Origin of the sequence: Martelella sp. HB161492 (assembly GCF_013184775.1) — a bacterium.
GTDB lineage: Bacteria > Pseudomonadota > Alphaproteobacteria > Rhizobiales > Rhizobiaceae > Martelella.
In genome coordinates, this window is the sequence record NZ_JAATVV010000008.1 from 68,202 (window position 1) to 80,546 (window position 12,345).

General features: G+C 58.7%; 9 protein-coding genes, 1 tRNA gene and 1 riboswitch. Of the genes, 2 read left to right on the forward strand and 8 right to left on the reverse strand.

Annotation, left to right across the window (positions count from 1 at the left end):
- Positions 1-165: 165 nt before the first annotated feature.
- Positions 166-333, forward strand: a complete 168-nt coding sequence (rpmG, locus tag HCK86_RS14515; protein WP_176085197.1) for a 50S ribosomal protein L33 — start codon at positions 166-168, stop codon at positions 331-333.
- A 59-nt stretch (positions 334-392) separates the two neighbouring features.
- Here the strand turns inward: rpmG and HCK86_RS14520 are convergent, their stop codons facing one another.
- A complete protein-coding gene (locus HCK86_RS14520; RefSeq protein WP_210259917.1) occupies positions 393-1,775 on the reverse strand; it encodes a cation:proton antiporter in 1,383 nt (460 codons plus the stop codon).
- 666 nt (positions 1,776-2,441) lie between these two features.
- Between HCK86_RS14520 and HCK86_RS14525 the strand changes: the two genes are divergently transcribed.
- The gene (locus tag HCK86_RS14525; protein ID WP_176085198.1) at positions 2,442-2,744 is read left to right on the forward strand and encodes a hypothetical protein; all 303 of its coding nucleotides are present in this window, start codon (positions 2,442-2,444) and stop codon (positions 2,742-2,744) included.
- A gap of 117 nt (positions 2,745-2,861) precedes the next feature.
- Here the strand turns inward: HCK86_RS14525 and HCK86_RS14530 are convergent, their stop codons facing one another.
- The 7 genes from HCK86_RS14530 to HCK86_RS14560 all read right to left on the reverse strand — a co-directional run bounded on the left by HCK86_RS14530 (position 2,862) and on the right by HCK86_RS14560 (position 12,274).
- Positions 2,862-4,817, reverse strand: coding sequence for a hypothetical protein (locus HCK86_RS14530; protein WP_176085199.1), 1,956 nt, complete (start codon positions 4,815-4,817; stop codon positions 2,862-2,864).
- Between the two features lie 477 nt (positions 4,818-5,294).
- Positions 5,295-5,371 (reverse strand) — tRNA-Pro (locus tag HCK86_RS14535).
- A 143-nt stretch (positions 5,372-5,514) separates the two neighbouring features.
- Entirely contained in the window at positions 5,515-6,177 is a 663-nt protein-coding gene (locus tag HCK86_RS14540) for an anaerobic ribonucleoside-triphosphate reductase activating protein (protein WP_176085200.1), read from the reverse strand.
- Entirely contained in the window at positions 6,170-6,352 is a 183-nt protein-coding gene (nrdD, locus tag HCK86_RS14545; RefSeq protein WP_176085201.1) for an anaerobic ribonucleoside-triphosphate reductase, read from the reverse strand. The genes HCK86_RS14540 and nrdD overlap by 8 nt, the downstream gene beginning before the upstream one ends.
- Before the next feature lie 11 nt (positions 6,353-6,363).
- Positions 6,364-8,421, reverse strand: coding sequence for a ribonucleoside triphosphate reductase (locus tag HCK86_RS14550; protein WP_176085202.1), 2,058 nt, complete (start codon positions 8,419-8,421; stop codon positions 6,364-6,366).
- A gap of 113 nt (positions 8,422-8,534) precedes the next feature.
- Positions 8,535-8,753: riboswitch (cobalamin riboswitch) on the reverse strand.
- A 73-nt stretch (positions 8,754-8,826) separates the two neighbouring features.
- Positions 8,827-9,660: a polyphosphate kinase 2 family protein gene (locus HCK86_RS14555; RefSeq protein WP_176085203.1), complete on the reverse strand. Its 834-nt coding sequence runs from the start codon at positions 9,658-9,660 to the stop codon at positions 8,827-8,829.
- Between the two features lie 67 nt (positions 9,661-9,727).
- Positions 9,728-12,274: a plasma-membrane proton-efflux P-type ATPase gene (locus HCK86_RS14560; RefSeq protein WP_176085204.1), complete on the reverse strand. Its 2,547-nt coding sequence runs from the start codon at positions 12,272-12,274 to the stop codon at positions 9,728-9,730.
- Positions 12,275-12,345 lie beyond the last annotated feature (71 nt).

Here is a 12,345-nt window from a genome sequence, read left to right on the forward strand (position 1 = left end):
CCAGACTTCGCCAGGGCCGGAATAAACTGGTCACAGGCGATCCTAGCGAAGCGTTCAGCCCTTCGTATCGAAGCTGGGCGCTTTTTTTGAGTTTTTAAGCAAAGTCCGGGCATACCGGTTCCGCATTTCGATGAGAAGGCGGACTGCTCTTAAGGCGGAACGAAAATGGCAAAGGCAACCACGATACTTATCAAGCTGCTGTCCACGGCTGGCACCGGCACCTTCTATGTAGCAAAGAAGAACAGCCGCACGATGACGGAAAAGATGGTCAAGACCAAATATGATCCGGTCGTACGCAAGCATGTGGAATTCAAGGAAACCAAGATCAAGTAATCTTCGGTCTCCATGAGTTTTCAAAAAACGCGCAGCTTCGGCCGCGCGTTTTTTTATGGCTATTTGCCTTCTGAGTCGCGCTTTCTCGCCTGCCGTACCGCCCGCCGCTCATGATGCGCCATACGAAAGGCCGTGATACGCGCCCTGAACGCGGCGACACGCAGGGCGATCTCAGCCCGCCCTCGCCCGACCTCCTGCAGCTCATCCGCATAGGCAATGGCAAGCGCCTTGCGGTAGCTTTCCAGCCCTTCCTGGGCCATGGATTGCAAGCGCCGCATCACCGACACCCAGACGGGCGACACCAGCAGGCTGATCGCAGTGACGGCGATGACCAGGCGATAGAGATCCTCACCCAGTGCTCCGGCGGCAAGACCGGCTGCGGCGAGCACGAAGGAGAATTCTCCCACCTGAGCCATGGAGAGACCGGCAACCAGCGCCGTCTGCGGCGACGAGCCGGTCCAGCGCAGCAGCATGACATTCAGCACCGATTTGGCGGCGACAATGGCGATGGCGGCAAACAGAACCGTAAAGAGCTTGTCCCAGATATAGCCGAGGTCGATCAGAAGACCGATCGACAGGAAGAAAATCACCAGCAGCACGCTCTGGATCGGCTCGATCACCGGAATGATACGGCTGCGCAGCGTCGAATTGCCGACACAGATCCCAGCGAGGAAGGCACCATAAGCCGGCGAGAGACCGGCAACGCCGGTCAGCGCGGCAGCACCGAAACACAAGGCCAGCGCCCCGAGCGCCAGCAGCTCGACCTTATCTTCAAGTCTGTCGGCAAAGGGCACTTTCAGTTTGCCATAGCGGCCGAAATACCAGAGCAGCCCGGCCATCAAGCCGACGGCCACCAGAACCTTCAGCACCGTGCTTGTCACGTCAAAACCAGCACCGCCGAAGCTTGATTCGAAAATCAGCATCGGCACGACGGCGATATCCTGAGCAATCAGCACGCCAACAGCGATACGCCCGGCATCGCCGCGCAGGACGCCCATTTCATCCAGCATCTTCATCGCCACGACCGTCGACGACATGGCGATGACAAAGCCGAGGATAATCATTTCACGCGGTGAGGCGTGAACCAGCGCACCAATAATGGCCGCCAGCGCCATGGCGCTGACAAGCTGGCCGCAGACGACAAGCAGGGCCTGCCTGAGCGACATGACAAATGCGCGGATGGACAGCTCCATGCCGATGAAAAACAGCAGCATTACCACGCCCATCTCCCCCAGGAAGGCAACGCTCTCACTATTTTCGATCAGCTTGAAGCCGGTCGGCCCGAGCAGGACACCGGCAAGAATGAAGCCGACAAGCGGCGGCTGGCGCAGCCAGAGAAAGGCAATACCGGCAATCGCAGCAACCGCAATGACAAGCGCCACAGCAACAAAGCTGACACTATGGCTGGCAACTTCAGTCGTTTCGGCTACGACGCTCTCCAAATTGTCTCTCCTTTACGATGCAGGGGATGAAACAGACCCCGATTCCGCCTCGAAAATATCGACATGTTGGCGGTCTTCAACAGCGTTGCGAGAGTGTGAAGCGAAAGCATTGAAAAATCGTTCCACCCCGGGAAGACAAAATATCGCAGTCGCACAGCAAAAAAACAGCCCCGTGGCGCATGAATTCCCTTAGACAAAGGTATGAAAACAAACCGATTTAGTCACTTGGTCAAGGACAATAAACCCCTTACAAGCGGCGTGATGATGAGCATGAAGCGCATATATATTGCGGCGATGCAGCAATGATTTTGCTTTCGTATCGCCTGAAACCATCATATCTTTGCTGAAAACAGGAGGAAACCGCGATGAGCATTTCACGGTCTCTGCAGGCGGTCGTCGTCTGCGCAGCATTCGCTTTTGTAGCGTTCATGCTGTTCATCTAAAGTCGCACTTGTTTCGCGGCTTTCCAGCCCGCCGGTTTTCCGGCGGGACGAATTGGAACCTTCGGGTGGCCAAACGCTTTTTCTTTTAGTGAGCAGTACCTATCTGATGGATATGACATGATTGCTTCGCCGCCACATGGTGAGGCGTGGTGTCCTGCCCGCACCTTGTTGAAAGGCCAGGGCCGGTCCGATGGGAAGGCTTGTGAGAGAAAAGGAGTTTGCCATGTTCGATAAAGTGTCCACGCCGTCCGATCTTCTGGAACGTTTGCGCCCCGCGCGGCCTCAAAGCGTTCAGGATGTGGTGCGTGATGAAGTCAATGCGCTCGCGCTGACCGCCCGCAAGCATCCCGCCGCCAGCGGCTCAGCTCTGGCCCTGATTGGCCTCCTTGCCTTTGGTGCAGGCTTCTTGTCGGGACGTGCCTGCGAACAGGCGCATAGTCCGCGCCGCCGCTTGTTTCGCCGCCGCCCGAGCGCGCGCGAGCGCTTCAGTGACGCGGCGAGCCGCTTTGCAAAGAAATACAAATAGATCGTTCATCGGCTCTAGCGCTGTCGCCACAGCAGAGAAGATCCAACATTGTCGGATAGGGGACGCGCCCGTTGCAGCCCCTATCCGAAGCTTAAGTGTCGACTGGCCGACGCGGCATCAGTTCGACAGGGACTTTTTCACCTCAAGCCATTTGCCGCCACGATAGGTCAGCTCTGCCGTCTCACCTTTCGCGACTTCCGTCTCCGAGCCATCGACGTTCAGCGCCACAGACCAGGTGGAATTTACAACCAGCTTGAAGCGCGATCCGTTCCTGATACCCGTCGGCAAGATAACTCTCCCGGTCCAGGCACCATCCGCCGTATCAACTTCGATCGAGTCGTGCTGAAGGTAGAGCTGTTTCAGATAGTCGCTCGAGTTTGAGAGCAAGGACAGCGCATCCGTCGGCACGACGTAGTAGTCAGTCTGGATCACGGCGTCCTGGTCGAACCACTGATTGTGACTGAAAACCAGTTCTGCGCTCTCCCCCTTGGTGAACGCCCGGTCCGAGCCATTCGCGAACAGATTGACCGGCAGGGTGGAATTCACCGTCAGACTGAACTTGCTCCCCTCGGCAACATGGTCCGGCAGTCTGATAGTCCCGACCCAGGCCCCATCCTGGGTTATGGCAGCAATCTTGGCGTGATCCGCGAAAAGCTGCCCGAGCTGATCGGACTGAGCCAGTTGGCCCAATGCGTTGTTGGATGTTATCTGGAAGTAGGGTTCGTTCAACGTCCAGTGTGAACCGGCGTAATGATAGGGGTCATTGATTTCCGGCGGACCGACCAGATCCATGCCGCCGGTGCTCATGTAGAAGCCTTTGACATTGGGTGCAGTGCCGCCAAACCCTCCGGCAACCGGCAGAACATCGGTATCGCCGTAATCGTAGTTGAAGCAGACATCCGAGCCGCCGGAAGCCGCATCGAGCCCGCGATCAAAAGATACGTCCGTCACCGGATACTGTCCGCCCCCCTTTCCAGGCGTGTACCATATGTCGGAATAGATGATCAGGGTTTGCTCGACATCCGCACATGACGGGTTTCCAGAGATGTAATTTTCCAGAAAGGAAAGCGGAATCGACGGATAAAAGTCATCAGGATTGGGAACACGGATTGTGAAGACATCGAAATCGTCGGGAAAGCCGCTGTCATTCTTCCCCTTGAGGTGAAGCGTGTAATCAAGAGCACCGCTAACGACATGTTCGGCTCTGACGGTGAAGGTGTAGGTTTCTCCGAGATGGAAATCATAATCGGAAAAACATTGGAGAAGATCCCCCTCCGCTGTCCCTGCGACTGCATCGCCGCAAATCTTGTAAGGGTCGTTCACCACTTTAGGCAAACCATGTCCGGCGTCCCACAACGTCATGATCAGCTTGCGCGAGTGCGGCGCCAGAAAGGTGGTTCCGGTCTGCTGAAGCCCCAGATATCCGCCCCACCAGTTCATTGCAGCATAATACATATAGCGGCCAGACGTGACGGGTGTCATCGACACGGAAAAGGCACGCCAGTCACTGGCGCCGTTTGCCTTGTAATTGATGTAGCGGACGTGAGCACCGGCCGCGGTGAAGGGAAGCTGCGATACATGCCCTGCAAGCGTGGCACGTTGCTGGATGTTCTGCGCGTTATCCGCAACCAGCACCGGATCCGGATTTGTATCCGCGAACCAATAGCCGCGCACGGTTCCGTTTTGATCGGTTTTCTGCGCGTCTGAATAGAAGAAGCGACCATCATCGACGGCCTGCGGATAGACGCGCACATGGCAGCCAACGGCGGCAGCGCCCGAGGGCAGCGTGGCCTTGGCGACGATCTGGCGCGGCGTCCAGCTACCATCACCCTGGACATAAAGCCGGTCACCAAACAGCGACCCCTTCAGCGCAAAGACGGGCGTGGTCGTTTCGAATGAAATGCGGGCAAGGCTGCAGTCGTCATTTGCCCTGGCCAGTCCCGGGGCAAGAAACCCGGTGAGCCCGCATAATGCGACGGATCCGAGCCACCTTGCTCCAATCAGGTTGAAAACGCCTCTGCCCGATCGCGCCAAGGCGCGCCGATATCGCGTTTTGGGTGAAGAATGTGTCATTGTCTGTCGATCCTGTGTTGATGCGACAACGCGAGCCGATAGCCTTGGCGGCTGTCGCACGATGTTGTTGTTTACCCAGAGAAAAACAGGAAGCAGCCACAGAAGAATTCACCGCCATTGCGGCCATTCTAGGGCGAAATGATCGCCAGGAATAAAGCTATAGTATTGATATAAAACGGTTTTAAAGGCATCAACTTGCGCCAGGGACTGGCGCAAATGTGACAGCATTTTGCCATCCCCCAAACACAGGCGCGGCGGAAATATCGCAACCTCACGCAACCTCTTTCGGCCTGCGCCAGAGCGCCAAACCGAACAGGCATTCTGGTTCAGTCAGGTGTGGCGCGGTTTCGCGACCTGGCAGCGGTGCCAGCGCCATTCGGCGCGGCGGGAAAAATGCCAAGCAAGCCTATGGGACATGAGCATGCATGTCCCGGCGAGATTTCTCTGTTTCTGAAGAATGGGCGATCAAGATAAGAATGGTCGGGGTGGCGGGATTCGAACCCACGACCCCTTGACCCCCAGTCAAGTGCGCTACCGGGCTGCGCTACACCCCGACCTGCCGTAACGGCCCGTCCCCTTTAGCTTTTCATGTCTCGGCCCGCAAGAGGCAATTTCCGTTTCAGACACAAAATCGGAAAATTCAGTCCGGATGGCTTCAGATCGCGTCGGAACGACACGGCAGCTTCCTTCCGGCACGTCAGCGGCCAGGACGCATCGCCGCAAGGGCTGCGGCCATGGCAGACTGATCCACCCCGACATCACGATAGGGCTGGCTGTGCGTCGCATCAGCAGCAAGCCCGGCAAGTTCACCGCTGATTCGCGCGATCGCCGCGCTGTCCAGCAGCTCCGGATGCACGGTGGTACGCAGGCTGTAATCGACGCCGCTTTCCAGCAGCGCCATCAGGCTCCGCCGCGCTTTCTCGCCGCTCCGCGGCACCTGCGTGATCGTCTCATAATCATCAAACGGCGCCTTGATATCGAGGCCCACCCAGTCAATCAGCGGCAGGAGCCGTTTCAGCCGGTCGGGATAGGGCCCGGCGGTGTGAAGCCCGACGCGGAAGCCGCGCTGCCTGACATCGCCTATCGCCGCCTCAAGCCCCGCCTGTGCCGTCGGCTCCCCGCCAGAAAAGACCACACCATCCAGCAGGCCGCGCCGGCGCTCCAGAAAACCAAGAACATCATCCCAGCTCAGGCGCGCCTCGCGGCCGGCCGGCAGAAGATCAGGATTGTGGCAATAGGGGCAGCGCCAGGGGCAGCCCTGCAAAAAAACCGTCGCCACAATCTGCTCTGGCCAGTCGCAGAAGGAAACCGGCTCCAAGCCGCCGATGCGAAGACCGGCGGCGGCGCTCGGGTCAGCCATCGGCGCCGGGCTCAACGAAATTCCGGCGCTCGTTGAATTCCCCCTTCTTGCCGGTATTGAATGAGGAGACCGGCCGGTGATAGCCCATCACCCGTGTCCAGATCTCGCAAGGCTGGCGCTCGCTGTCGTCCAGGGTGATCTCATGTCCTTCGGTGATGGTGTTCTGCATATCCATTTTGTGTCCTTTCAGCAGGCAATGGCCCGACGCTTCTGTTCCAGCCGTTCAGCATCGCATTTCGGGCAGAAAGCATGCTCGCCGGCGAGATAGCCGTGGGTTGGGCAAATCGAGAAGGTCGGGGTGACGGTGATATAAGGCAGGCGGAAATTCTCCAGCGCACGGCGCACCAGCTTCTTGCAGGCCTCGCCGGACGACATGCGGCTCCCCATGTAGAGGTGCAGCACGGTTCCGCCGGTATATTTCTTCTGCAGCTCTTCCTGCAGCGACAACGCCTCGAAGGGGTCATCGGTGAAGCCGACCGGCAACTGGCTGGAATTGGTGTAATAGGGCTGCTCGTCCGTTCCGGCCTGCAGAATATCGGCAAAGCGCTTCCTGTCCTCCCGCGCGAAGCGATAGGCCGTTCCCTCTGCCGGTGTTGCCTCCAGATTGTAGAGGTGGCCGGTTTCCTCCTGAAATCCGACAATCCGGTCGCGAACATGGTCGAGTAGCCGCAGGGCCAGCGCCCTGCCCTTCTCCGTGGTGATATCATCACGGTCAGCGGAGAAATTTCGCACCATCTCATTGATGCCGTTGACGCCGATCGTCGAGAAGTGATTCTTCAACCGGCCGAGATAGCGCCTGGTATAGGGGAACAGCCCCTCATCGATCAGCCGCTGGATCACCTTGCGTTTGACTTCGAGACTATCGCGGGCAAGCTCAAGCAGGCGGTCGAGCCGGCCGAGAAGCGCTGCCTCGTCACCGCGCGCGAGATAGCCGAGCCTGGCGCAGTTGATGGTGACGACGCCCAGCGAACCGGTCTGCTCCGCCGAACCGAACAGGCCATTGCCGCGCTTCAGAAGCTCGCTGAGGTCCAGCTGCAACCGGCAGCACATCGAGCGCACCATATTCGGAGAAAGCTCGGAATTGAGGAAATTCTGGAAATAGGGCAGCCCGTATTTGGCCGTCATGTTGAAAAGCCGTGTGGCGTTCTCGCTTTCCCAGGGGAAATCCGGCGTGATGTTGTAGGTCGGGATCGGGAAGGTAAACACCCTGCCCTTGTCATCACCGGTCGTCATCACCTCCATATAGGCACGATTGATCATGTCCATTTCGGCCTGGAGATCGCCATAGGCGAAATCCATCTCGACGCCGCCGATGACCGGATATTGTTCCTTCAGATCATCCGGGCAGACCCAGTCGAAGGTGAGATTGGTGAACGGCGTCTGCGTCCCCCAGCGCGAAGGCACGTTGAGATTATAGATCAGTTCCTGGATCGACTGCCGCACCTCGTCGTAGGACAACCGGTCCTTCCGGATGAAGGGCGCCATATAGGTGTCAAAAGACGAGAAAGCCTGCGCACCGGCCCACTCGTTCTGCAGCGTGCCGAGGAAATTGACGATCTGGCCAACGGCGCTCGACAGATGCTTCGCCGGCCCCGCCTCGACCTTGCCCGGCACGCCGTTCAGCCCTTCGCTCAGAAGCGTGCGCAGTGACCAGCCCGCGCAATAGCCGGAGAGCATGTCGAGGTCGTGGATATGCAGATCGCCAGCGCGGTGCGCCTCGCCGATCTCGCGGGCATAGACATGGGAAAGCCAGTAATTGGCGGTCACTTTGCCGGAAACGTTGAGGATCAGCCCGCCAAGCGAATATCCCTGATTGGCATTGGCATTGACCCGCCAGTCGGACCGGTCGAGATATTCGTCAATCGAGGAGACCACGTCGACGGCGACACGGCGGTCATCGCGCAGACTGGCATGGCGCTCGCGATGAACGATATAGGCGCGCGCTGTCTCGAAATGGTCGGCGCCGACCAGAACCCGTTCGACAATATCCTGAATCCGCTCGATCGAGACCGCCGAACGCCCTTTGGCGCCCTGGCTGAGAATGGCCACGACCAGTGCCGTCAGACGTGCGGCCTCGTCGGGACCGAAGGCATCTGTGGCGATGGCGGCCTTGAGGATGGCCTTCTCGATCTTGGCCGGATCGAACGGCGCACAGGCGCCATTGCGCTTGATGACCTGGTCAGGCTCGGCTGCGACAGTCCGGTTGGTTTCGGGGGCGAGTTCTCGCCTGGTAATCTGGGGCATTCAGCGCCTCTTCTCGGTAACGAGAGCGCACTGACCAAAAAAGACGCAAAGCAGCAGCAGGGCGCAGCAGCACCCTGTTTCACCGGATCACGCCCTTGGGATCACCCCGCCCTCAGACAATATCGCGTCGCGGCAGGTCTCCTGGCTTGCGGGTCAAAAACCCATGCTCTGCCTTCCCGGAAATCGTCCAGTGGCTCAGATGAACATGGCTCTCACCGCTCACAGTTGCGGGGGCAGCGCCGGCCTTCAGCCCCGTTTCAAAGGGCTTTCACCGGCTTCCCTCTTGGCTTTCGCACCTTATGATGCGAATGACCGCGACACCCCATATAGGCCGCAGATAAGCACCAAACGCAAGATGTTGAGGGTGCGGCGAATTTGCTTGAAGAAAATCAAAGCCGGTGGCGATCAGCTGCTGCGTACCGCATGATGATATTTGCGGTAGATGTCATCAATATCCACCGTTGGCGTCGGGGTCTCGATATTCATGCCTTCCAGCGTCTCGAGGATGATATTCGCCGCCGCCAGATTGCGGAACCATTTATGATTGGCCGGCAGCACATACCAGGGCGCATACCGGGTCGAACAATTGCCCAGCATCGCCTCATAGGCCTCGATATAGGCATCCCAGCGCTCGCGCTCGGCATAGTCGGAGGCTGAGATCTTCCATTGCCGTTCCTTGTCCTCAAGGCGTTTCTCGAAACGGTCGAGCTGCTCATCCTTGGAGATGTAGAGGAAGAACTTGACGATGGCGACGCCATTTTCCGACAGATATTCCTCGAACATATTGATCTGGTGATAGCGTTTCGACCACACCTTTTCCGGCACGAGATTGTGAACCCGGGCAATGAGAACATCTTCATAATGCGAGCGGTTGAACACCGCCACCTGCCCAGAAGCCGGCGTTCTGGCATGCACGCGCCAGAGAAAATCATGCAGCTGTTCGGTCGCTGTGGGCTGCTTGAAACTCGCGACATAGGTCCCCTGCGGGTTCATCGCCCTGATCACATGCCAGCAGACGCCATCCTTGCCTGCTGCATCGATGCCCTGCAGCACCACGAGAAGCGCATGCTTTTTCTCGGCATAAAGCCGCTCCTGCAAGGGCGTGATCCTGTCGAGCACCTTTTCGAGCTCCGCCTCGCCGGCCTTCTTGCTATCGATCTCGCCGTGGTAACCCGGATCGATCTTGCTCAGCTGAACCTTGCTACCCGGCTCGACCACCAGATGCTTGCGAAAATCCATGGCCATCCTCCTTCTGCCCTGTGATCTGCAAGGGCCAGCCGGGGGTCCGGCCGGCCCGCGCGCAAGCCTAACGATTTAGGCGTGCATTGATAAGCTCAATCGACATGGCGCGCCTGAGCGAGCGGTTCTCCAGCACGGTATCGATCCCCAGGCGGATAAAGCCGAGGATGAAGAGCCAGATCAGCAGATAGCACCAGACAAGGCCGATCAGACGCCAGGGCAGCTGCGGCACCAGAATTCCGAAACCACACATCAGCACAGCCGCCACCTGCGTCAGCACAATCGCGATCAGCAGCGGACGGGCCGGGAAAGGCGGCTTGAGGAACCAGTTTTCCTTGCGCGCGACGAGCAGCAGCAAATGCCCCCCGGCGACCAGCTGCAGGAACATCATCGACTGGATATGGGCCTGATTGGTCAGCCCGAGCCCGGCCCAGCGGGCCGGCTCCGACAGAACCTCCATGCCCATCAGCAGCAGGCCGAAAGACTCGACAATCGAGGCAAAGCCAAGCACGGCGGCAATCGTCAGCAAGCGCGGCATCTTCCATCGCACCGGCTGCTCGCTCACCGTGGTGTTGTCATAGGCAATCGTCATGATCGGCACGTCATCCAGCAGCGACATGATCACGATCATGATCGGTGTCAGCGGCTGGAAACCAAGGAAGATGGTCGACAGCACGACCAGGAACATGATGTCCATGGTCAGAGCCACACGATAGACCGTATAGGCCGTGATGCGGCCGAAGATGCGCCGCGCCTCGTCAATCGCGTTCTGGATCACGGAAAGGCCCGGCGCCGTCAGGATCAGCGCGGCAGCGCCGCGCGCCGCATCCGTTGCCCCGGATACGGCAATACCGCAATCGGCCTGTTTCAGTGCCGGCGCATCGTTGACGCCATCACCGGTCATGGCAACCAGATGGCCGGCCTCCTGAAACGTCTTGACGATGGCATATTTATGCTCGGGAAAGACCCGGGCAAAGCCATCGGCCGCCAGGATCTGACGGGCGATCGGTCCCGGCACATGATCCGGATCCATATCCGGCGGAAACACATCCGCAGCCGTCATGATATTCGAGCCGAGCCCCAGCTGGCGCGCTGTTTCCCGGGCAATCGCCGTGTCGTCACCGGTGATCATCTTGACCGTGACGCCCTTGGTGCCGACATTTTCGATGGTCGACTTCGAATCATCGCGCGGCGGATCGAACATCGGCAGGATGCCGAGCAGCGACCAGCTAGCACCGCCATCATCCGAACGGGCAACGGCAAGCGCACGATAGCCCTTGGCACCGAGTGCCGAAACATCGCCATCGACCTTCTTCGATACCGCTTCATCCGCCTTGGCCAGTTCGACAATCGCATGCGGGGCACCCTTCGCCGTCAGGAAGGATACACCATCCGGTCCGGTGACGGAGGCCTGCGTGCGCTTCGAAACCGGATCAAACGGGACGAATTTGTCGATCCGGTAGCCCTTCAGCACGGATTTATCTGCAAGCGCACCGATCACGGCACCATCGATCGCATCGGCATTTTCCGCCTTCGAGGCCAGCGCTCCGGCGAGAATGATCGCCTGCGGATCGGCAGCGGCAACGGCGATCGGATCGCCAAGCGTGAGAATGTTCTTGGTCAGGGTTCCGGTCTTGTCGGAGCAGAGAATATCTGCCCCCGCCATCTCATCGATCGAGGTCAGCCGCGAGACGATCGCCTTTTCCTTCGACAGGGCCAGAGCGCCGAGCGCCATGGTGATGGAAAAGACGGCAGGCATGGCAACCGGGATCGAAGCAACCAGCAGAACCAGCACGAATTGCAGGATCTCAAGCGCATCCGACAGGCCCCAATTGTCGGTCTTGACGATGTCGACATAGACCTGAACGGCAACCATGATCATCGCCAGCACCACTGCGACAACGATCAGGAAATTGCCGATCTGAAACATCGCCTTCTGTGCCTGGCTTACCGCGCCGGCACCGGCGACAAGTTTCGCCGTGCGGCCGAAGAAGGTCTCACCGCCCGTTGCCGTCACCACGGCGGTCATCTCGCCCTGCTTCACCACACTTCCGGAATAGGCCTCATCACCAATATGCTTGGTGACCGGCAGTGATTCGCCCGTCAGTGCCGCCTGGTCGATCGAGGCATAATCGCCGCCCACGAGCCGGATGTCCGCTGGAACGATGCCGCCAAGCCTGATCTTGACGATATCGCCAGGCACCAGTGTCGCCGCATCGATGGTGACAAAGGCACCGTCTCTGAGCGCCGTTGCCTGCGGTGCCAGCGAATTCTTCAACGCTGTCAGTGCATTGGCCGCCTTGTTGTCCTGAAAGAATTCGAGCCCGGCATTGAAGATCAGCAGACCGAAAATGATCACGAAGTCGCCGATATCGCCGAGAAACAGCGATACAAGAGCAGCCGCTTCGATCATGAAGGCGATCGGTCCGACAAAATGAATCGCAACCTTCTTGAACAGGCTCTCCTTCTTCTCGGGCAGCGCATTCGGGCCATACTGGCCAAGCCTGGCTTCTGCCTCGGCTGCACTGAGCCCTTTGTCCGGATCAACCTTGAGCGCTGACAGCACAAGCTCCAGCGGCGCCTTGGATAGATTTTCCTTGCCTTCATCTGCCATTGCAAATCTCCGCATAAAAAGATCTTGGCACGACTGCCGTGCCCATCCCCGATGATCTTTAGCCGGCCTGA

Excerpts from the sequence above, each read along its gene's own strand:
- nrdD (WP_176085201.1), bottom strand. The coding sequence starts at position 6,352 with ATGGATATGCAGAACACCATCACCGAAGGACATGAGATCACCCTGGAC.
- HCK86_RS14550 (WP_176085202.1), bottom strand. The coding sequence starts at position 8,421 with ATGCCCCAGATTACCAGGCGAGAACTCGCCCCCGAAACCAACCGGACT.
- rpmG (WP_176085197.1), top strand. The coding sequence starts at position 166 with ATGGCAAAGGCAACCACGATACTTATCAAGCTGCTGTCCACGGCTGGC.
- HCK86_RS14540 (WP_176085200.1), bottom strand. The coding sequence starts at position 6,177 with ATGGCTGACCCGAGCGCCGCCGCCGGTCTTCGCATCGGCGGCTTGGAG.
- HCK86_RS14525 (WP_176085198.1), top strand. The coding sequence starts at position 2,442 with ATGTTCGATAAAGTGTCCACGCCGTCCGATCTTCTGGAACGTTTGCGC.
- HCK86_RS14560 (WP_176085204.1), bottom strand. The coding sequence starts at position 12,274 with ATGGCAGATGAAGGCAAGGAAAATCTATCCAAGGCGCCGCTGGAGCTT.
- HCK86_RS14555 (WP_176085203.1), bottom strand. The coding sequence starts at position 9,660 with ATGGATTTTCGCAAGCATCTGGTGGTCGAGCCGGGTAGCAAGGTTCAG.
- HCK86_RS14530 (WP_176085199.1), bottom strand. The coding sequence starts at position 4,817 with ATGACACATTCTTCACCCAAAACGCGATATCGGCGCGCCTTGGCGCGA.